Annotated in this window: 19 protein-coding genes; 10 read left to right on the top strand and 9 right to left on the bottom strand. The window is 43.7% G+C overall.

Annotated features, from left to right (window positions below):
- Window positions 1-10: 10 nt before the first annotated feature.
- Both AC1EK4_RS09095 and AC1EK4_RS09090 read right to left on the bottom strand, forming a co-directional pair.
- Complete coding sequence (locus AC1EK4_RS09095; RefSeq protein WP_480357982.1) at window positions 11-1,003, bottom strand: lysylphosphatidylglycerol synthase transmembrane domain-containing protein; 993 nt, start codon at window positions 1,001-1,003, stop codon at window positions 11-13.
- A gap of 409 nt (window positions 1,004-1,412) precedes the next feature.
- Window positions 1,413-2,282, bottom strand: coding sequence for a DMT family transporter (locus AC1EK4_RS09090; protein ID WP_036899041.1), 870 nt, complete (start codon window positions 2,280-2,282; stop codon window positions 1,413-1,415).
- Between the two features lie 228 nt (window positions 2,283-2,510).
- Here AC1EK4_RS09090 and rsmA point away from each other — a divergent pair, with 228 nt between their 5' ends.
- The 5 genes from rsmA to AC1EK4_RS09065 all read left to right on the top strand — a co-directional run bounded on the left by rsmA (window position 2,511) and on the right by AC1EK4_RS09065 (window position 5,951).
- Window positions 2,511-3,302, top strand: coding sequence for a 16S rRNA (adenine(1518)-N(6)/adenine(1519)-N(6))-dimethyltransferase RsmA (rsmA, locus tag AC1EK4_RS09085; RefSeq protein ID WP_036899038.1), 792 nt, complete (start codon window positions 2,511-2,513; stop codon window positions 3,300-3,302).
- A gap of 50 nt (window positions 3,303-3,352) precedes the next feature.
- Window positions 3,353-3,823 (top strand): GAF domain-containing protein, encoded by a 471-nt coding sequence (locus AC1EK4_RS09080; protein WP_480357979.1) that lies wholly within the window; start codon window positions 3,353-3,355, stop codon window positions 3,821-3,823.
- A 79-nt stretch (window positions 3,824-3,902) separates the two neighbouring features.
- Entirely contained in the window at window positions 3,903-4,463 is a 561-nt protein-coding gene (frr, locus tag AC1EK4_RS09075) for a ribosome recycling factor (RefSeq protein ID WP_036899033.1), read from the top strand.
- An 80-nt stretch (window positions 4,464-4,543) separates the two neighbouring features.
- Window positions 4,544-5,476: a ribosome small subunit-dependent GTPase A gene (gene rsgA / locus AC1EK4_RS09070; RefSeq protein ID WP_062433116.1), complete on the top strand. Its 933-nt coding sequence runs from the start codon at window positions 4,544-4,546 to the stop codon at window positions 5,474-5,476.
- A 94-nt stretch (window positions 5,477-5,570) separates the two neighbouring features.
- Window positions 5,571-5,951: a DoxX family protein gene (locus tag AC1EK4_RS09065; RefSeq protein WP_369793954.1), complete on the top strand. Its 381-nt coding sequence runs from the start codon at window positions 5,571-5,573 to the stop codon at window positions 5,949-5,951.
- A 17-nt stretch (window positions 5,952-5,968) separates the two neighbouring features.
- Here the strand turns inward: AC1EK4_RS09065 and AC1EK4_RS09060 are convergent, their stop codons facing one another.
- Window positions 5,969-6,895 (bottom strand): hydrogen peroxide-inducible genes activator, encoded by a 927-nt coding sequence (locus tag AC1EK4_RS09060; protein ID WP_480357976.1) that lies wholly within the window; start codon window positions 6,893-6,895, stop codon window positions 5,969-5,971.
- A gap of 231 nt (window positions 6,896-7,126) precedes the next feature.
- On the opposite strand from AC1EK4_RS09060, the gene ahpC reads away from it, so the two are divergent.
- A complete protein-coding gene (ahpC, locus tag AC1EK4_RS09055; RefSeq protein ID WP_036899026.1) occupies window positions 7,127-7,693 on the top strand; it encodes an alkyl hydroperoxide reductase subunit C in 567 nt (188 codons plus the stop codon).
- A gap of 105 nt (window positions 7,694-7,798) precedes the next feature.
- On the opposite strand, the gene AC1EK4_RS09050 is transcribed toward ahpC, so the two are convergent.
- The 5 genes from AC1EK4_RS09050 to AC1EK4_RS09030 all read right to left on the bottom strand — a co-directional run bounded on the left by AC1EK4_RS09050 (window position 7,799) and on the right by AC1EK4_RS09030 (window position 13,400).
- Window positions 7,799-8,812 (bottom strand): hypothetical protein, encoded by a 1,014-nt coding sequence (locus tag AC1EK4_RS09050; RefSeq protein WP_480357974.1) that lies wholly within the window; start codon window positions 8,810-8,812, stop codon window positions 7,799-7,801.
- A 6-nt stretch (window positions 8,813-8,818) separates the two neighbouring features.
- On the bottom strand, window positions 8,819-10,192 hold the full coding sequence (locus AC1EK4_RS09045; protein WP_036899021.1) for an MBOAT family O-acyltransferase: 1,374 nt from the start codon (window positions 10,190-10,192) through the stop codon (window positions 8,819-8,821).
- Window positions 10,193-10,201: 9 nt separating this feature from the next.
- Window positions 10,202-10,441 (bottom strand): acyl carrier protein, encoded by a 240-nt coding sequence (locus AC1EK4_RS09040; protein WP_062433101.1) that lies wholly within the window; start codon window positions 10,439-10,441, stop codon window positions 10,202-10,204.
- Window positions 10,442-10,620: 179 nt separating this feature from the next.
- Window positions 10,621-12,093, bottom strand: a complete 1,473-nt coding sequence (locus AC1EK4_RS09035; protein WP_480357972.1) for an amino acid adenylation domain-containing protein — start codon at window positions 12,091-12,093, stop codon at window positions 10,621-10,623.
- Between the two features lie 755 nt (window positions 12,094-12,848).
- A complete protein-coding gene (locus AC1EK4_RS09030; RefSeq protein ID WP_036899403.1) occupies window positions 12,849-13,400 on the bottom strand; it encodes an outer membrane beta-barrel protein in 552 nt (183 codons plus the stop codon).
- Window positions 13,401-13,898: 498 nt separating this feature from the next.
- On the opposite strand from AC1EK4_RS09030, the gene AC1EK4_RS09025 reads away from it, so the two are divergent.
- A complete protein-coding gene (locus AC1EK4_RS09025) occupies window positions 13,899-15,242 on the top strand; it encodes a DUF389 domain-containing protein (RefSeq protein WP_082721674.1) in 1,344 nt (447 codons plus the stop codon).
- 90 nt (window positions 15,243-15,332) lie between these two features.
- Window positions 15,333-16,409 carry a tRNA 2-thiouridine(34) synthase MnmA gene (gene mnmA, locus AC1EK4_RS09020; protein ID WP_036899401.1) on the top strand — a complete coding sequence of 359 codons (1,077 nt, stop codon included), beginning with the start codon at window positions 15,333-15,335 and terminating at the stop codon, window positions 16,407-16,409.
- Window positions 16,410-16,464: 55 nt separating this feature from the next.
- Here the strand turns inward: mnmA and AC1EK4_RS09015 are convergent, their stop codons facing one another.
- Complete coding sequence (locus AC1EK4_RS09015; RefSeq protein ID WP_036899399.1) at window positions 16,465-17,646, bottom strand: MFS transporter; 1,182 nt, start codon at window positions 17,644-17,646, stop codon at window positions 16,465-16,467.
- A gap of 180 nt (window positions 17,647-17,826) precedes the next feature.
- Between AC1EK4_RS09015 and AC1EK4_RS09010 the strand changes: the two genes are divergently transcribed.
- Complete coding sequence (locus AC1EK4_RS09010) at window positions 17,827-19,572, top strand: SGNH/GDSL hydrolase family protein (RefSeq protein ID WP_036899397.1); 1,746 nt, start codon at window positions 17,827-17,829, stop codon at window positions 19,570-19,572.
- Between the two features lie 14 nt (window positions 19,573-19,586).
- Window positions 19,587-20,384, top strand: coding sequence for a Cof-type HAD-IIB family hydrolase (locus tag AC1EK4_RS09005; protein WP_480357971.1), 798 nt, complete (start codon window positions 19,587-19,589; stop codon window positions 20,382-20,384).
- Window positions 20,385-20,624 lie beyond the last annotated feature (240 nt).

Here is a 20,624-nt window from a genome sequence, read left to right as displayed (position 1 = left end):
TGAATAATGCTTATTTTGCAACATGATGTTTCTTGGTGAACGATAGTACCAACCATGCATATATACCCAGTGCTACGACGAGCAACGTTTGTATGGAGTGCACGATGAGAACGAAGTTCAGTGCGTCGACAGCTTGCACACCATAGAGTATCAACATGGTCTTTACGGCAAAATGCCAAGACCCTGCACCGTTGGGAGTGGGTACGATGACGGCGATGCTTCCTACGATAAATGTCACCAATGCGCATGACATGCCAAGCCCGGCCGTGCTCTCAAAGCAAAAGAACGTGAGATAGTAGTGCAGGAAGTAGCTCCCCCAAATGGCCAGCGTGAAGAAGATGAAGCGTGGCAGATTGCGCACTTTGCGCAGCGACATGATACCTTGTTTGATGCCGTCTACTGTCTCTTTCACCTTATTAAATATACTAAGCTTCTTCAGTATGACCCCTCCCAATGCTATGACAGCCACCAAGCAGATACCTGTAACCATCCATCCCGTACTTGTAAAGCTGTGTATGAGGTGGTCGAGACTCGTGCCGGTCTTCAAGAAGAACGTGTCGAACGTTCGGAGTTGGAAGATAAGGGTAAGTGCTGTAATCAACAATACGAGTAAAGAGTCAATGGCTCGTTCGGTCACCACGGTACCCAAGGCTTTTGGAAATGATGTGCCGTCGTAGCGATGGAGCACACCGCAACGGGCAAATTCGCCTACGCGAGGCACCACAAGGCTTACGGCGTAGGATAAAAATACGGAATTGACGAGTGTCGACATGCGCGGATGCTCGTCCACCGGTTCCAATGTTTGGCGCCAACGCCAACCTCTGAAAGCCTGAGCCAAGACACCGAAAGGGAAGGAGAGTAACATCCATCCCCAGTTCATTTGGTGGAACAACACGTCTTGCACGGCGTGGAAATCGAATCCACGATACATCCAATAAAGGATGGCTCCGCCTAATATCAGCGACAGTGCTACTTTAGAAATATCTCCTATTGTCTTTTTCAAGCTGGTTGCGTTTTCTTAGTTGCTATTAGCCACAAAGTTAAGAGAATTCAGTCTAAATACAAAGAAAATACCATTCTAATTTCCTTAAATCGTCGATGAGAGGTGATAATGGGGTAAGGGAGGGAGTGTTGCATCCCAAGTCGGCTTATATTTACCGCCTAAAACAGACTTATACATAATAGGAACGAATTGTATTTGCTCTTTTAGTATGTGTCTTTTCGTACTAGACAGATAACTCTTAATTTGTTGCAAAGGCTAGGCAGCATTACTGCCACATCTTTTCAGCATTGCTGCAAAAGCCAAACAGCAATACTGCCATGGGATTGCAATTTGCTAATAGACGAGTTAACGAGTAGACAACTAAATGAGTTGGGAGTGAGAAATGAGGAGTTTTGAGTGATGAGTTGGACTATACTTTCTGCTTAACGATGACGGTGACACCGCTTAGAATCAGCAAAATGCCGAGGCAGAGGCGCAGGGTTATCGTTTCATGGAACAAGCATACACCGATAATAACGGCTGTAACGGGTTCTAAGGCGCCCATGATGGCAGAGGGAGTGGAACCAATTTTGGCAATAGCTATATTCATAAAGAAGAGCGAAAGTACCGTGGGCAGCAAGGCCAATTGGAATGCGAAAGCCCAGTCTTTGGCTGTATGAAGCATCTGAATGGGCGCACCGGCCAGCAAACTGAATAGGTAGACGGCGATAAATCCGAAGAAGACAACCCAAAAGGTGTATTTCAATGGTGGAATATCCACGCTCCACCGGTTTACGGAGACAATGTACACGGCATAGAGCAACGACGAGAACATGACGAGCAGGAAACCGGCTGTGCTGAGTTTGCTGTCTCCCTCACCATGGTAGAGTAGCACTACACCGCTTAACGCCAATAGGATTGCCAGGGACGCCCCCCACGTTATGCGCTCGTGAAAGAGTAAGGTCATGAGCATAGCTGTCATGATAGGGTAGACGAAAAGCAGTGTGGAAGCGATGCCGGCAGCCATGTAATGGAAGCTCAGGAAGAGCGTCATAGACGACAAAGCGAAAATGCTGCCCAGTAAAGCCAGTCGGATGGCATGGCCAAGTTTAATACGGAAGTTCTCTCGGCGTACCAACATGATGACGGCAAAGATGACTATGGCTAGCCCATAGCGATACATCACGACCGAATAGGAGTTGATGCCATCGGCATACAAAGGTAATGCGCCGAGTGGATTAGTGCCATAACAGATGGCAGCCATGGTTGCTGCCAAGAATCCTTTTACGTTGTTGCTCATCGTTCTGAGATTATATTTGGCTGCAAAGGTAAGGCAAATAAATGATAAAAGTTTCGCATGGATGCTCTACTTTGGAGTAATCGGGAGTTAAAAGGAGTTAGCAGGAGTTACCAGACAAATGTCTGTTGTCGGCATACCGGTAAAGAGTAAACGGACTAATAAATATCGATTCAGTGCAGATTATCGCATAGTTTTTGTATTTTTGCAGACACATCAATCCATAGACAGATGAAACTAGTCAAACCAAAGAAGAATCTGGGACAGCATTTCTTGACCGATTTGAATATCGCGAAGCGCATTGCCGACACCGTAGATGCGTGTCCGGATATTCCCGTATTGGAAATCGGACCGGGTATGGGTGTCCTTACGCAGTATCTGGTAGAGAAGCCTCGCGAAGTAAAAGCTGTGGAGATAGACAGCGAGTCGGTGGCTTTCTTGTACGAGAAGTTCCCCTCGTTGCACGAGAATATCATAGGTGAAGACTTCTTACGCATGGATTTGAACGATATATTCGGTGGCCGTCAGTTCGTGTTGACGGGCAATTACCCTTACGATATATCCTCGCAGATATTCTTCAAGATGCTTGATTACAAGGATTTAATACCCTGTTGTACGGGTATGATACAGCGAGAAGTGGCGCTACGTATGGCTTCGGCACCGGGTAGTAAAGCCTATGGCATCTTGTCGGTGTTGATACAAGCGTGGTACAATGTGGAATATTTGTTCACCGTTGATGAGCATGTGTTCAATCCGCCTCCTAAAGTGAAGAGTGCCGTTATCAGAATGACGCGCAACAAAGTGACCGATTTGGGATGCGACGAGAAACTTTTCAAGCGATTGGTGAAGACTGTGTTCAACCAGCGTCGTAAGATGTTGCGTGTAAGTATCAAGCAGATGTTTGGTGCCGAGAAGCCTGAACAGGCCTTCTTCGAGCAAGATATTATGACCAAACGTCCAGAACAATTGAGCATAGCAGAATTTGTAGAACTGACTAATCAGCTGAGTAAGTTGGCATTATAACAGTTTTAATCGATGTCTCGAATAATCGGTTATTCGAATATAATTAATTTATGACCCCACAATATACAACCCTTTACCAACAGATTAAGAGTTTGATAGCCAATGAAACCAACGTAGTTGGTGTGCTAGCCAATGTTTCCGCTGCCTTACGAGAGGCTTTCCCGGAGCGTTTCTTTTGGGTAGGGTTTTATCTAAAAGTAGGTGATGGCATGTTGAAGTTGGGACCGTTCCAAGGTTCGGTGGCCTGTTACAATATCCCGTATGGTAAAGGCGTGTGTGGCACGGCATGGAAAGAAGGGCGCACACTCGTGGTTCCCGACGTGGAAGCGTTTCCCGGACATATTGCTTGTAGCAGTCTGTCGCGCAGCGAAATAGTAGTACCGATGTACGATTCTGCCCACCAATTTTGGGGTGTCTTGGATATTGACAGTACCGCTCTTGCCGATTTTGATGAGCAAGATCAAGAGGGATTGGAGGCTATTGTGGCTTTGGTGATGGACGAGATAGGCGACTTGATGTAAAAAAAATAAGCACCTAACACTTGTGAATATCCGAATTAATACCTAATTTTGTGAAACAGAAATTTTACAATACGATAATATGATTGACGTACAAGCAACATTAAAAGATGCGGGAGAGCGCATGGAGATGGCAGCAATGTATCTCGAAGACCAACTCTCACACATTCGTGCAGGTAGAGCCAACGTGGCAATTCTCGACGGAATACGCGTAGAGTCTTACGGACAACGTGTCCCTTTGAATCAAGTGGCTAACATCTCTACCCCCGATGCACGTACTATTGCGATTAAGCCTTGGGATCGTAAGGCCATCAGAGACATCGAAAAGGCTATTATGGATTCCGAAGTGGGCATTACACCTGAGAACAATGGCGAGATTATTCGATTGGGAATACCTCAGCCAACAGGCGAACGTCGTAAGGAATTAGTGAAGCAATGCAACAAAATTGGCGAGAAGACGAAAGTCGAAGTACGTAATGTGCGTTCTGAATTTAAGGACAAACTGAAGAAAGCTATCAAAGACGGGTTGTCCGAAGATAACGAGAAGGACGCCGAAGCTGACTTGCAAAAGGTTCACGACAAGTATATCAAGCGCATCGACGATGCTTTGGCCGAGAAGACCAAAGAGATTATGACGGTGTAATTTGAATGGGTGAGGGATAATAAGTGATGGATTAGAGTTTATAATCTTTCATCTATTATTTCTCACTTCTTATTATTTGCATGCACGGACTAGTCATAAAAAACACGGGTAGTTGGTACACCGTGAAGACTGATGATGGGAAAATCATCGACAGTAAGATTAAAGGAAACTTCCGACTAAAGGGTATCCGAACCACAAACCCTGTAGCCGTGGGCGACTATGTGGAGTTAATTACCAATCAAGAGGGTACGGCTTTCATCTCGGCTATTGATGATCGGCGTAACTATATTATCCGAAAATCGCCCAATTTATCGAAACAAAGTCAGATAATCGCAGCCAATCTAGATTTGGCTATGCTTATTGTGACTGTTAATTATCCCACTACTTCCACCACATTTATTGACCGTTTCCTCGCTGTAGCAGAAGCTTACCGCGTGCCGGTGGTGCTTGTATTCAACAAAAATGACCTTTTGAGTGAAGAAGAACGACATTATCAGGAGATGATGATGACACTTTATGATACCATTGGCTACCAGTGTGTAGCCGTATCTGCCGAGACCGGAGAGGGAATAGATACCTTGTTACCCCTGTTGCAAAGCAAGGTGACTCTGTTGAGCGGTAACAGTGGAGTGGGAAAATCGACACTTATCAATCGGTTAATACCCGGAGCCAAACAGCGGACTGCCGAAATCAGCGATGCCCATAACACCGGAATGCACACTACAACATTCAGTGAGATGCTCGAAGTGCCCAGTGGTGGCTATGTGATAGACACACCGGGGGTAAAAGGATTCGGTACGTTTGACGTGGAAAAAGAAGAGTTGACAAGTTATTTCAAGGAGATATTCCACTTCTCGAAAGACTGTCGGTTCTCTAATTGTACGCATACCCATGAGCCCGGATGTGCGGTGTTGAAAGCTGTGGAAGACCATTATATTGCGGCAAGCAGGTATCAGAGCTATCTCAGTATGTTGGAAGATAAAGATGAGAATAAATATAGGGAAGCCTTTTAAGAGGTATATCCTTTCTCAACCATAAAATTAAAGAGAGATAAAAATAAAAAAGTTGATGCATTTTTTGTTTCCTTCTGCAAAGGAAACACCACAAATGTCATTGGTATTATTATTGGCGCGAGTTATCTTCGGCCTCTTGTTGGCTAGTCATGGATGGCAGAAATTGATGGCATTCAGTGCGATGTCGGCTCAGTTCCCCGACCCGATTGGTGTGGGAAGTGAGTTCTCTTTGGCACTTGCTATCTTTGGTGAATTGGTTTGTTCTGTTGCTTTTGTGTTCGGTTTCTTGTCACGTTTGGTCGTTATCCCGATGGCTTTCACACTGTTGGTAGCCTTTGCAACGGTTCATCACTTCTCTATTTCAGAGGGCGAACTGGCTTTCGTTTACCTCATGGTCTACTTATTGTTGTTTTTGACCGGTCCCGGACAACTCTCAATAGATGGTTGGATAGGTCGTAAATTGAGCAGAAGATAAACAAAAATACAGACCGATTAGACGGTCTGCATGCCTATACGCAGTTTCAACATCTCTGTTGGAACTGCTTTTTTGATGTGTTCTGCCAAGGTATCGCGAAGTGTTTTGCGGATAAAGTCTTTACCTGTTATCATTACGATGTGGCGCGTTGGTACCGGAAGAGCGAACGGACGGACAAGTTCTTTTTGCTCCGGTGTGAGCTGAGGCAGAGCTAGTTCGGGGATAAAAGTAACCCCTTTGCCGCTCTCTACCATTCGCATGAAGGTCTCAATGCTGCCTAGGCTGTAGGCTTTCTTGCTACGATTGGCCTCTTTAAGTTCGCAGAATTTCACCAATTGGTCGCGGAAACAGTGGCCTTCATCAAGCAACCAAAGGTATTCACCAGTCAAGTCGACGGTCTTGATAAGTTTGTTTTCGAAGAGTTTATCGCCTTTAGCCACATAAGCGAAGAACTTTTCGTAGAACAACGGAGTCACATCGACATCGTCCATGCCATCAAGTTGCGCCACGATACCGGCATCGATCTCTTCATGTAATAAAGCTTTCTTCAGTTCTTCTGTCTTCATCTCTGTGATGCGGACATCCATATCGGGATGCTCATTCATGAGTTGTGGGAAGAAACGAGGTATCAAGTAAGGGGCGATAGTGGGCAATATGCCGATGTTGAAAGTGCCTAATAGTGAGTTACGCTCCTCTTCTACGGTTTCTTTGAGGCGTCGTGCCTGTACTAAAACCTGCCATGCTTGCTCAATAACGGGCATCCCCTGTACCGTCGGAACGATGGGTTGCTTGCGTCGTTCGAATATTTTTAGCCCTAATTCTTCCTCTAGTTTCTGAATCATCGAGCTGAGAGTAGGTTGCGTAACGTTGCAGGCATCGGCTGCTTTGGCAAAGTGTTTGTGCCGATAGACGGCTATCACGTATTCTAGTTGTTGTAGTGTCATATTATATTTATGTCTGTGTTGGTTGTTTACAAAGTTACGTATTAAATTTTAAGTAATGGTATCGGAAGACTAAAAATATAATCGATTGATAATGACCGTGTTATCATTGGTGATAGTTTTTATCTATCGACCGATAGATTTTATCTGTTTGAATCGCTTGATAGATTGATTATCTTTGCATCACAAAGAAACAAAACCAACACAATTAACACAAAAATAAAAATCAAAAGTATGACACCAATTATCAATACACAGGTTCCTGAGTTCAAAGTAGAGGCCTATCACAACGGTAGCTTCAAGAGTGTATCAAACGAAGATATCAAAGGCAAGTGGGCAGTATTCTTCTTTTATCCCGCTGACTTTACTTTCGTATGTCCTACAGAACTTGAAGATTTGCAGGAAAAGTATCAATATCTCAAGTCAATAGGGGTGGAAGTTTACTCTGTAAGTACCGATACTCACTTCGTACATAAGGCTTGGCACGATGAATCTCCTAGTATTAAGGCCATTGAATATCCTATGTTGGGCGACCCTCGTGGCGTTTTGACACGCGGTTTCGGTGTTTATAAGGAGGATGAAGGAGTGGCTTACCGCGCTACATTCGTTGTAAATCCGGAAGGACTCATCAAGGTTGCCGAGGTACAGGATAACAATATCGGTCGTAACGCAGCTGAATTGGTTCGCAAGATAGAGGCTGCTCAGTTTGTAGCTACCCACGATGGCGAGGTTTGTCCGGCTCGTTGGATGAAGGGTGACAAAACCTTGAAGCCCGGAATCGACCTTGTAGGTAAAATCTAAGAATCATTCTTGATCGACCAACATAAAATCTGTTAGATATATTTATTCAAGTTTTACCCATGTCAGTGGCTGCTAGAAGCTACTGCATGGGTATTTTTTATGGGGTTATTTGATAGAAGTTATCTTCTTGTCATAGATAATATCTAATATCCGGCAGCCCAAAGCGATGCTGAAATGAGTGTCATCATAGAAGTTATGATAGTCGCTCCATGCCAAATAAGGGCGTGAAGCAAAGTTGAATACATGCTCTTTACCGAAGACTTCTTCCAGTATCTTTACGTCAGAAGGATTGGTTAATACTTTGTCTAAACGTGGAGATATAATAATTTTAAACTTAGTTTGATGGCGCCGACAAATTTCATAGATGCGTTGCAGACACTCTCTTTGTTGACTATATATATATAGTGGTGCTGTGCGGACGGTGTAAGTATGTTCTTTCAATGGCTTTCCCGGTCCGTCGGTCCAATACTTCTCGCCGGTAGCCTTTATCTGATTGTCGGCATCTATGACGGCGTCGTTGGTGTAAGTGGCACGAGTTGGCAGTGTAGGCTCAATCACTCCTTTCATCTTGTGCGTATATTGGTGAGTGAATTGATACTGCAAATAGGGAAATAAAAATTTCGGTGTGAAGAACGATTGTAAGAACATAGCCTGAAAAACACACTCGCTTTGCCCCGAAACTTCGGGTGGAACAGCGTGCATGATACCCGATTGTGGCTGCGGTTTAGCCAGACTATTGGCTTCGAGTACGATGAGTATATTCTTAATTTTCTGTCCTTCTTGTCGGTCGAGTGCTTCTAATTTCAATGCTATATCACCTATAGTCTCGTTGTTACCGAACATTCTGAACGGACTTCCCTGTATATATTTACTCCAGTAAGTGGTCTGGAACGACATGGTAGTCGATGTTCCCATGACGAAAGAGTCATAATGTCGCAATGCACGAAAGCGTTTGTACTTCAGCCAACTAATAGTTCCTTCGCTTTGGTAGACCCTTGAATGATCGTAATCGGTGTACGAACGTAGTACCATAAAGGGATCGGCTGCTACGTAATAACCTACTAATAGCAAGAACGGCAGGGCTATCAGCAGGCTCTTAATATAGAATTTTCTCTGCATGATGAATCAAAATTGAATATAGATAAAGTTGTCTACACCGAATGCCCCATATATGAATATGAGCAACAGCAGTACATAATAGCATGCCCAACGTACCAAAGGGCGTTGACGAGCGGTCCAATCGATGAGGTTACAACGCTCGTGATGGATATATTCTACAACCAACATGACTACCGTAGCGATTCCAAAATAAATCCAATAGCGGTCGGCCATGCCTAGTTGAAGTTCTTTTATGGAGTAGTTAATACCGTCGAACATGTGGCGATAAGCATACAGCGTATCGCTCAGCGTGGCGATACGGAATAGCAAGAGTGATAGAGCGAACAGAATATAGGTACGCGCTATCATGATGGTTGTCCACAACCAAGAGGGCAACCACTGTCTAACGCGCTCACGCATATTGTGGGCTGCGGTCTCATAGATGATGATAACGCCTTGGAAAAGTCCGTAGAGTGCAAACGTCCAACCGGCTCCATGCCATACGCCGATAGTGATAAAGGTAACCAAGAGAGCAAAGTAAATGCCCGTTTTTCCCCATTGTCGGCAGCTGGCAGAGAGGGGCATGTAGATATAATCGCGCACCCAAAAAGAGAGAGACATGTGCCAACGGCGCCATAATTCGCCCGTAGAGGTAGATGCAAATGGTCGGTTGAAGTTGGGAGACAGGGTGAATCCCAACATTAGAGCGAGTCCGATGGCCATGTTGGTATATCCTGCAAAGTCGGCATAGAGTTGGATAGGGTAGATGAGTGTGGCCTGTAGAATCTGCATACCTGATGCTTCGCGCACGCTATCGAAGACTGTACTGAGTGGTGTTGCGACACGATCGGCCACCACTAGTTTCATGAAAGCACCCCATGCAAGCAACTTTGTCCCTGCTACCACTTTGTCGTAGCAGAACGTATGAGCCTTCTTGAATTGTGGCATGAATTCTTGTGCCCGCTCGATAGGACCCGACAAGAATTTCATGAAGAGCAGCATGTACAGCGTAAAGTCCAATAAATCTTCTTCATCATCTTCTCCCCAATAGATTTCTATGAGGTAAGAAATGGCTTGAAAAGTATAGAACGAGATGCCCAAAGGAAACACCGGTAGCCAATAACGACTCACGAGCCACGTACCGGCAAGTACTGCCAGTCCGCCCATAAAGATGTATGGGGCTTGCTTGGTCTCTGCTTTGCGATGTAACCAACGTCCCCATACGAAGGTGACGAGGCTCATAGCAACGGCAAAAATCAAGTAAACGATGTGGTAATAACCTATGAAAACACAGCTCGAAAGGAGCAATACGCCCCTCTGCCACTGTCGTTCGGCCTTCGCATAAAACAAGATGAAGGCCAGAAACATACAGCAGAAAAACGGTATCGAAAGAAATTCCATAGACCTATCTTAGCTGTTGCGGATGATGACGTCGCACATATCACCTACGTTCTTCGACTTGATGATGTCGCGCATCTTAAAATGTATGCCGTAACGCGATTCTATTTCGCTGATGATAGTCATGTTGGTAATAGAGTCCCAGTTGTCAATATCATTGGTCGACATGTCGAAATTGAGTTGTAACTCCGGTTCGTTCAGTACGCTTCTGAAAATACCTTGTAATTGTTCTAATACCTCGTTTCTTTCCATTTTGATGTCTATTTTTATATAATGTTGCTTGATTTTTTTAAGATATGTATAGGAGTTGTCGGGAGTTAAAGCTGCTTAGCTGCTTGAAGTAAACGGACATGTGTCTGTTAACTCCGTTTATTATTCCAACGTCTCGAAGAGATGTTTAACTCCCGATAACTTCCGAGTTGTCGATTCTCTTATATTTCTTCTTTTAACTTCTTCCTATCAATCTTGTTATTCACATTGAGTGGGAACTTATGGCGATAATGTATCTTGGCCGGAACCATGTAGACGGGCAACTTCTTCTTCACCCTTTCCATGAGACCTTGCTCTGTCGACGTGTCGGCCGACTCTACTACGAGTTCTATTCTGTTTACCCCACGCTCGTCACCCATAGGCAATGCCACCACGGCCGTGCTGTTATCGAAGTAGTCACGAGCTACACATTCTATCTCGCTGAGTTCGATACGAAATCCTTGTATCTTGATTTGAGAGTCTTTACGACCATAGTACATGATGTCGCCATCCTCATCGGCTACGCAAATATCGCCTGTACGATAATATCTTTTGCCGTCTTTCATGAAGAAGGCTTCACGGTTCTTTTCCTCATTACGCCAATAGCCCGGTGTCAGTTGGGCACCGGCCAAGCACAGTTCACCTTTTTCGCCTGTTGCAACTGGCCGGCCTGCGTCGTCGGCTATGAATGTATCAACCCCTTGCATACCGCGCCCGATGCTGACAATACCGTTTACCGTCTTATTGGGCTGGCCGGGATGGTAGTCGTAATAAGTGCAAAGGATGGTGTCTTCGGTAGGTCCGTAGGTGTTCATGATGCGTGCGTTAGGCACACAGGCAGCCCATGCTGCGAGATCATCGTCCATCAAAGCCTCACCGGCAAACAGGGCATAACGCAACTGAGGCAAGTTAAGCTCGTCAACGTATGGCCGTAGATAGTGTATCACCGAAGGCACCATCATGAAGAAAGTAATAGGGTAGGTGTCGAGAAGTTCAAATGCTGCCATGTATTTCACGTGCTTATAAGACACTGTGTACACACATCCACCGGCTAGAAGCGGCAGCAGATACGACATGACGGAGAGGTCGAAAGTGAGGTCGAACATCTGCATGCCCTTGTCTTCGGGTGTCAATGTGATGCCCATGGCGAAGAAAGCATCGACAAACGCCTGTAGATTGCCACGCGTAAGAGGTACACCTTTGGGGCGACCAGTGCTTCCCGAAGTGAATAAGATATAGGCCAATTCGCTGTCATCGCATGCTACCGGCTGCTCTAACGTAGCATTCGCACCATCTAACTGAGCCGTCATGATGACATCAACATGTTGATAACGCGTCTCAGAACTTGAATCCAAGACGAGCGTCATGTCCATTTGTTCAATGATATCAAGGCATCGTTCGAGCGGTTGCCCGGGATGCAAAGGAATATAACACTTGCCTTCCATCCACAAAGCGAGGATAGATGCGTAAGTCTGTAAGTCGTCGTTGGCCACTAAACCGACGTTTTTTTCTGGCCTACTTTGTAATTCCCAGCGAATGGCAGCAATAGTTTCTGCTAGTTGTTGATACGAATAGTAAATGTGTTCTATACAGAATGCCGGACGTTCTTGATAAGTTTCTAATACCTGAGAGAGTTGGGCGATTACTTGTTTCATAAGTTTTTTAACGAATTAAGCCGTATCTTTATGAGTTATATATACGTTTTTAAAACGCGGAAAGTCCGAAAATCCCCCTTCAAAATCTTGATTTTTATGATTCTTTAACGCATTTATAACATTTATTTTCGTACACAATCGATTTTCTGCAGAGCTGTGGCAAGATTGCTATTAAGTCGAGTCAGCATTGCTGCCAAGGCCAAACAGCGATATTGCCGAGCTATTGCAGTAAAATGGTTAAAGCATCTGAATTTGTTTTAAAAGTCACGTTTGCGATTAAACGAAGCTTATTTTGTCTCGTCATAAGATTAAACGTTGCCAATAAGGCAGGCGAATAATATCAAATTTATTATATCCTTAATGTTCCTCTAACGCCTGTTTTTGGTCCTATTCTTTTTGAATGGCTAATGAAATCTAAAGCTAATCATAAGTCATCTGATGATTCAGGAGTTCTTCCTCCTAATATATTGATACCGCCATCATCCCCGTTTCTTTAGTATATTTTTACGGGTAATGTGTATCTTTTTTGCCTTTATGATGAGTTAAACGTTTTTTATAGTCAATAATGTAGTTATATATCAGTTGAAGAATTTGGTAATTTTATTGTTTTAGTATCAGAAGGTATTACTCCTATAAATAAAGAATCGAGATGAAGCTAAGACTTCATCTCGATTCTTATATTTTGCTCATATTTTGTTTATAGAGGGATTTGGTATGCCCTCTCTTTGACCTTTATAAGCTCTTCTGATTGAATATTAGAAGTTATAGTAGAAACCTAGTGTTACGTTGTTGCCGTCGAGATTGGCTCCCCAAGCATTGCTGCTCTTGTCGGCACCGTCGTATTTCTGTGATTTCCAGCCCAAGAAACCTGCGTGAGCCACAAAGCTGAACTTCGGATTCAGGTTTAATGCCACACCCGGTTTTACACCTACGTTCCACTCATTGATAGAAGGAGCAGCAGTACCGGCGTTGTTGTAGTGTGTATAACCAAAGCCACCATCAACAAATACGTTGACCATCTTGCTGTGGAAGAATGTATAACGTGCATACGGAGATACGGTGATGTAGTTTCTGCTGTTGTCTTCGATAGAGACAGGGTCGCCCTTTCCGAAGCCGACAGTGGTACCTACAGCCCAGTCGCGGTTGACATTGTAACCCAGTTCGGGCAACACCGCATACGTAGTAACGCTTTCGCCACCTGCCAATTTAGAAGATGCGATACCAAAGTTACCACCTAAATACACTTGTGCGTTTGCTGAAACAGCTATCAATGCAGCTGCAAAAGCCATCATAATTTTCTTTTTCATAATCCTTAAAAATTAATCCTATTGTTTTGTAAATACTGTCTACAAGACGATGAAAAAGCGATAGATGTTACACGAAAAATATGTTTTTTAATACAAAAACACTGATACGAGGTATTGCACCTTATTATATATAAACTGTAGTTTAAGGATATTAACAGAGATAAACAGTCTTTATCATATCACGGCTTGGAATAAATAGAATCGCCATGCAAGTAGATTTTCTTGCATGTGCTAATCCGTTTGTGATGATACAGTTGTTTGTATTCATGGTGTATATAATTGGTTTTGAATACAAAATAATAAATATAGGCCGAGAGTGGACGGTTGTTACTGCTTATTTTATTAAGAATGTAGTCTAAAATCATAATAAGATAATGAATAGATGTGTATGAGATGAAAAAACGTTATCTTTGTAGAAGCTAAGCCGCACTCGGCAAATTGAAAGTAAACTTTCATTGCGCTCGTGTGCGTTATCTTTGTAAAATAACGTAATACAAAATGAATATTCAAGACTATTTTAATTTGAAAGACGACTTAAGCAGTCGTGAAGAGACCATAGAACGTATATCCGGAGGTGCCTCTTTTAAAGGGGCTTCGCTTTGGATTCTTATCTGTGCTATTTTCATAGCATCGTTAGGACTCAACGTAAATTCTACGGCCGTTATTATCGGAGCCATGCTTATATCTCCATTGATGGGACCTATTATTGCCATGGGGTTGGCTGTAGGGATTCGCGATCTCTTGTTACTGCGCCGGGCGTTTAAGAATTATCTGGTAGCTACAATTATTAGTATCGCTACTGCCACCATCTTTTTTATGTTATCACCTTATCATGAAGTGCAATCGGAGTTGTTGGCACGTACTTCACCTACGTTGTACGACGTGTTGATAGCTTTTGTTGGTGGTGTGGCCGGGGTGATAGCGTTGAGTATTAAAGATAAGGGAAATGTGATACCGGGTGTTGCTATTGCCACAGCTTTAATGCCACCGCTTTGTACTGCAGGCTTTGGTATTGCTTCGGGGAATCTAGCCTACTTTGCCGGAGCTTTCTTCTTGTATTTTATCAATACCGTTTTTATAGCGTCGGCAACATGGATTGGAGTGCGTTTCATGAAGTTTACACCCCGTACATTTGATAATGACCGCCGTGCCACCATCGTACAACGCTGGATAGTTGGAATCATTGTTGTAACGATGATACCGGCTGCTTTCATGACATGGAACATCGTTAGAGAGAGCTATTTCAAGACACAAGTAAACTCTTTTGTACACGACCGGTTACGTTGGGAGGGTTCGCAGGTGGTGACAAGTAATGTAGGAGCTGACAGTACTTTGCGTGTTGTGGTAGTCGGTAAGACATTGAGTGACTCCGTGATAGCATTGGCTAAGCAGTCGATGATAGCCTATCCGGCATTGACTGGATATAAATTGAAGTTAATTCAAGGCTCTGTATCAGATAGTTTACGGGCTGTCGCAGGTTTACAAGCTACGGATACTGAGTCTGAGAAAGTACAGTTGTTAGAGAAGCAAACGCAAGAAAACGAGGAATTGACGGGAAAACTAGAGCAATATACGCGGTATGAAAGGCTGAGTAAACAGATGTGTAGCGAAATGCATATATTGTTTCCGGAGGTTCATAGTTTAAGTATGTCTTCTTCGTTAGAGGTGAGTGCTGATACCATTAAGCCTCAAAGGCTGATTATAGCCGTTGTTGGAACCACGAAAAGAATGCCGGATATGAGTAGAGAAAAGTTGAAAACTTGGATTGAAAATAGAATTGGAAAGTCTGTTTTAGGTAATCAATCTACCGGCGGAGTGAATTTAAAGGTGCTCTATGAATAAGAGATGGAGAAGAAAGTATTCTTGTAATAGCCTTCTATAGAATCTTATAGATAGATTGCAGAAGCCTCGAGAAATTAGTATCTTTGCACCATGGATTTATCAGAACTCAAGGATAAGCGGATAGCTGTGCTGCTTTCGGGCGGCGTAGACAGCAGTGTAGTGGTCTATGAATTGGCCACTAAGGGACTGAAGCCCGACTGTTTCTATATCAAAATTGGACCGGAAGAGCAGGAAGAATGGGATTGCTCATCGGAAGAAGATTTGGAAATGGCAACGGCAGTAGCAGCTCGTTACGGCCTAAAATTGGAAGTTATAGACTGCCATCATGAGTATTGGAACCAAGTAACCAAGTACACTATGGACAAGGTGAAGGCTGGCTATACGCCCAATCCCGATGTGATGTGTAATCGACTGATAAAGTTTGGTGCTTTCGATGAGAAGCGTGGACACGACTACGACCTCATTGCTACGGGGCATTATGCACAGACTGAAATTATAGATGGGGAGAAATGGCTTGTTACAAGTCCCGACCCGGTGAAAGATCAAACCGACTTTTTGGCTCAGATATACGATTGGCAACTGAAGAAAGCCATCTTCCCAATCGGACATTATGTAAAAGATGAGGTTCGACAGATTGCCGAACGAGAGCATCTTATCAATGCTAAAAGAAAGGATTCGCAGGGTATCTGCTTCCTTGGACAGATAGATTACAACGAATATTTGCGTCGTTACCTAGGCGAAAAGCAAGGCGATGTACTCGAATTAGAGACCGGTAAGAAGATAGGAACACACCGTGGACTGTGGTTTCATACCATCGGTCAGCGCCACGGATTGGGTTTCGGAGGTGGTCCTTGGTTCGTTGTGAAGAAAGATGTAGAGCAGAATGTGCTCTATGTGAGTAAGGGGTATGATCCTAAGACTGCCTATAAGCAAGAGTTTAAGGTGCATGATTTCCATTTCTTGACGAAGCCCGTGGAAATGAAAATGGTCACATTTAAGATTCGTCATACTCCCGAATACCATCCAGCTGTGATGGAAAAGATGGATAACGGAATGTATTTGGTGCGTGCAGAGAAGCCTATTCATGGTGTGGCACCGGGACAATTCTGTGTGGTTTACGATGAAAACCATCATCGTTGTTTTGGTAGCGGAGAGATAACGGTGTAAGGTTCTTCTTGCGATTATTCTGTATGATAAAGATAAGACGAGTTTTCTAAGGAAACTATTCTTCCTCTCTTTTATGCTGTTCAAAGAACTTTTTGGTAGCTGTAAAAAATAAGATGACGCCTGAAGTTTGTGCGATGGCGACCATCCAAAAGGTTGCTGAATAGCCTAAATATTCGGCAACGACTCCTCCAAGTAATATTCCAATCCCGAAACCGGCATCCCATGACGTGAGAATACTGGAATTAGCAGTACCTCGTTCATCATGTCTGGCTACAGCGATGAACATATTGAGAAATGCAGGATACATGTGTCCATTGCCTAATCCGATGAGGATGGCCGACCCATAATAACCGATTACATTGGGAAAAGCGGCAAAGAGCGTGTATCCAACCATTGATAGTAACATGCCTTCGGCTGCATTTTGTGTCAGCAAACCACGTCGTAAAGCTTTTGCTCCTTGCAATCTTGATGCGAAGAGTCCTATAGATAAGATGGCAAAATAGGTTCCTGTGCCACCGGTAATACCCATTGTTTCTTTGCTATAAATAGCTAAATAGTTGCTCAAAACGCCAAAACAGAATCCGAAGAAGGCTATGTTGACTGCCATTAACCAACCTCTAATGAGGAAGAAACGGTCTAAGGATAATTGTCTTTTACGGCGTACTATCTGCTTTGTTGGGACTTGAATAGACGACGCAACCCACAATCCTATCAACGCAAAGAATAATGCTATCCAAAAAAGAATGGTGAAATCTTGCAGATATTTATAGATGTAGATGCCTACAGAAGGGGCTATCGCCATGGCAAGATTATTGCTTAAACCATAGAATCCAATTCCTTCATTACGCCTACTCGATGGTAAAACGTCGATGGCTACCGTGCTGTTAGCCACTGTTACAGCTCCGAATGGTCCGCCATGCAGAGTTCTGATGATGGCAAACATGAGCAAAGTCGAAGCTGCGATGTATCCTCCGAAGAAGACGAAAAATAGTGCAAAGCATATCACTAGCACCTTTTTGCGCGAAAAACTGTCTACGATGAAACCGGAGAAGGGGCGCGTGAGCAGGGCAGCAATGGTGTAGCCAGACAGTATAATGCCAATGATATCCTTCGTAGCACCAAATCGTTCGCTTAAAAAGATAGGCAGTAGAGGTGTCAATATGTAGAATGCGAAGTATATCATTGAATTGGCTACCATCGCTTTTAGGTAGTTACCATTCCATAGTTTTTCTTTCATATCGTCCTTGTTATATAGGACAAAAGTAGTCAATTATTCGTAGACAGAGGGTAGGAATGGCTTTGTATTTTATACATGTAGGCATTGTCAAGTTGTTTAATGCGGTGAATACGTGTTAAAATATAATGTTTATAAGTCGGAAAAGCATTATCTTTGCGACAAAGAAAATGAACTTTAATCATGAAAAGACTTTTTACTTCACTTGTTTGTTTGGTTCTTTTGACATTTTCAGGAGCTGCTCAAACAAAATGGTATTCACCTGTTAGTGGTGACACTCTGCTGATTCAAGGGCGTGCATGGAATGCTGAAATCGGCAAAAGTTACCAACGTATGCCCGAACGTTTCAAACCCTCGTTGCGCAAACCTTTGTGGAATTTGTCACAAAACAATGCCGGTCTTTATATAGAATTCATCAGTGATGCCCCTGAAATCAATATTCATTATAAGGTATCCGGCCCATTACAGTTGCCTAATGTGGTGACAATAGCTACGAGTGGAGTTGATCTTTATTCTTTTGATGAGGATGGAACTCCGCTTCCTTGTTCATGTTTTGCCAACAATCGTATTTCTTCTCAGTCGGTAGACTTTCATTATCGTGGCTTGACTTATCCCGGTGGACTTTGGCGTGAGTATCGTTTATATCTCCCACTTTATAACACTGTCGACTCACTCCAGATTGGTGTGCCACAGAATAGCAAGTTTGAATTCTTGCCAACATCCACAGAACGTCCCATCGTAGTATATGGTACGTCTATTGGTCAAGGCGCTTCGGCTTCTCGTCCGGGTATGGCTTGGACGAATATAGTACAACGTCAACTCGATTTACCCCTTTATAATTTGGCTTTTTCGGGCAATGGTCGTCTTGAAAAAGCAATGTTCAATGCTCTTTCAGAAATCAATGCTCGTCTTTTCATCATTGATTGTATGCCCAATATGACGGCTAATGATTCTATCATGAACCTTTTGCGAGAGGGGGTAAATACGCTTCGTAGCAAATCGGATGCCCCCATTCTACTTGTTGAGCATTGCGGTTATAACAACTATCTAGTCGTTCATTCAGAGAAGAAGGAAGTAGAGTTGCTGAACAGTCGACTTAAAGCTGCTTATTTACAGTTGCAACGTGAAGGAGTGAAAGGACTGTACTATCTGACCAAGGACGAGTTAGGCGTTAATTCAGATCTAGATTCTCAGATTGATGGAGTGCATGCCAACGATATTGGAATGCGCCATTATGCCGAAGCATATACGAAAAAGATCTCTGAGATATTGGATTATCAACCGATGAAGAAGTTCATGCCGGTGCGCCAAACTCGCGACCAAGCCTTTTACAACTGGTCGCAGCGTCATTATGAAATCATGCAGCGTAATCGCCAAGTAAAGCCCGATGTGGTACTCATCGGTAATTCTATTACGCATTATTGGGCTGGAGAACCTGCTGCACCTATACATCGTGGCGATAAAGCATGGAAGAAATTGTTTGGTAAGCGCAAGGTGACGAATTTGGGATATGGTTGGGATCGCATTGAAAACATATTTTGGCGACTCTATCATGGAGAACTTGATAACATCTCACCGCGCCACATCTTCATGATGGCCGGGACGAATAATATTGGCTATAACACCGATGAAGAGATTGTAGATGGTATCGAAGGTTTGGTCAATCTCATTCAGAAGTTGCAGCCACAAGCTTGCATTCACGTCGTAAAAATCTATCCTCGTCGTGGACAGGAGGCTCGCTTACAACATCTCAACGACTTATTACAAGCGCGATTGTCCAACCATACGGATGTGGATGTGGTTGATGTGACCAAGCAACTTACGACACCTGATGGGCATATTGATGAATCTTTGTTTGTAGATGGACTCCATCCTAATGCCCAAGGATATGAACGCATTGCGCGGGTTTACCAAGATTTCCTTAGATAAAACTGTTTTTCAAATTGAAGAAGATAAAAGATAAATACGCCATATTCTCTGATATAGATGGTACTCTCGTCAGTTTCACTACCCACGAGATACCTCGTTCTGCTGTAGAAGCTATCACTGCTGCCCGCCAAAACGGTCATCGCTTCTATATATCTACGGGTCGTCCGGTGCCTATCATTACCAATCTTGGTGCTATCAGCCATTTAATAGATGGCTATATCACCACTAATGGTGCCCATTGTTTCGTGGGTGACAAGCTTGTTAACATCAATGCCATTGCTGAAGAGGATGTTTGTACGCAGCTGGCTGATGCCGACCGACAGGACTATGCCGTTATTATGGTTAGTAAGCAAGCACTCGTTGTCTATAACAACAAGCCTTGCGTAAAGCGAATTTTCTGCGATGATTTGAAGGTGGATGCTTTGAACTTCGACCTCACAATGGATGATATCAAGGGCGAACCTATTTTGCAGATGACTCCGTTTGTCACGACTGAGCAGGAAGCCCGATTGATTCCGCAACTTAAAAGTTGTGAGCCGGGACGTTGGCATCCTGAATTTATCGACATCACGGCAGGACATATAGATAAAGGATACGGCTTGGAACGCATGGCAGAGAGCGAAGGCTTCGATATCAACCATACGGTTGCGCTGGGCGACGGTGGCAATGATATACCCATACTTAAGCGTGCCGGTATCGGAGTGGCGATGGGGAATGCGGCCGATTATGTCAAGGCTGAGGCTCAATATGTTACGGCCGATGTCGACGATGATGGCTTCTCGAAGGCTTTGATACACTTAGGGTTGGTGTAACTGTGGCATTCTTGAACCGGTTAACCAGTTAATTTGTCATTTTATCCATTCTTTTATAATTTACTGCGGAGGCTCAACAGCAATGCTGCCAAGCCTCCGCAGTTTTTTTGTTTAGCCTTTGCAGCATTGCTGCAAGGGCTTGGCAGTCTGGTAGTTGACCAGTTGGAAAAGCCACACTAATTTGACCCACGCTGGCAAAGTATTTTAGACCCAGTAAAACGATTTATTATTGACCCACTA

This window comes from Prevotella sp. C0026C3 (genome assembly GCF_056590795.1).
The sequence above is the reverse complement of the archived record's forward strand: the minus strand, read 5'-3'. Positions and strand labels throughout refer to the sequence as shown.

Coding starts and splice junctions, on each gene's coding strand:
- rsgA (WP_062433116.1), top strand. CDS start 4,544: ATGCACGGACTAGTCATAAAAAACACGGGTAGTTGGTACACCGTGAAG.
- AC1EK4_RS09050 (WP_480357974.1), bottom strand. CDS start 8,812: ATGCAGAGAAAATTCTATATTAAGAGCCTGCTGATAGCCCTGCCGTTC.
- AC1EK4_RS09090 (WP_036899041.1), bottom strand. CDS start 2,282: ATGAGCAACAACGTAAAAGGATTCTTGGCAGCAACCATGGCTGCCATC.
- AC1EK4_RS09010 (WP_036899397.1), top strand. CDS start 17,827: ATGAAAAGACTTTTTACTTCACTTGTTTGTTTGGTTCTTTTGACATTT.
- AC1EK4_RS09030 (WP_036899403.1), bottom strand. CDS start 13,400: ATGAAAAAGAAAATTATGATGGCTTTTGCAGCTGCATTGATAGCTGTT.
- AC1EK4_RS09040 (WP_062433101.1), bottom strand. CDS start 10,441: ATGGAAAGAAACGAGGTATTAGAACAATTACAAGGTATTTTCAGAAGC.
- frr (WP_036899033.1), top strand. CDS start 3,903: ATGATTGACGTACAAGCAACATTAAAAGATGCGGGAGAGCGCATGGAG.
- AC1EK4_RS09080 (WP_480357979.1), top strand. CDS start 3,353: ATGACCCCACAATATACAACCCTTTACCAACAGATTAAGAGTTTGATA.
- ahpC (WP_036899026.1), top strand. CDS start 7,127: ATGACACCAATTATCAATACACAGGTTCCTGAGTTCAAAGTAGAGGCC.
- rsmA (WP_036899038.1), top strand. CDS start 2,511: ATGAAACTAGTCAAACCAAAGAAGAATCTGGGACAGCATTTCTTGACC.
- AC1EK4_RS09060 (WP_480357976.1), bottom strand. CDS start 6,895: ATGACACTACAACAACTAGAATACGTGATAGCCGTCTATCGGCACAAA.
- AC1EK4_RS09045 (WP_036899021.1), bottom strand. CDS start 10,192: ATGGAATTTCTTTCGATACCGTTTTTCTGCTGTATGTTTCTGGCCTTC.
- AC1EK4_RS09015 (WP_036899399.1), bottom strand. CDS start 17,646: ATGAAAGAAAAACTATGGAATGGTAACTACCTAAAAGCGATGGTAGCC.
- AC1EK4_RS09025 (WP_082721674.1), top strand. CDS start 13,899: ATGAATATTCAAGACTATTTTAATTTGAAAGACGACTTAAGCAGTCGT.
- mnmA (WP_036899401.1), top strand. CDS start 15,333: ATGGATTTATCAGAACTCAAGGATAAGCGGATAGCTGTGCTGCTTTCG.
- AC1EK4_RS09035 (WP_480357972.1), bottom strand. CDS start 12,093: ATGAAACAAGTAATCGCCCAACTCTCTCAGGTATTAGAAACTTATCAA.
- AC1EK4_RS09065 (WP_369793954.1), top strand. CDS start 5,571: ATGTCATTGGTATTATTATTGGCGCGAGTTATCTTCGGCCTCTTGTTG.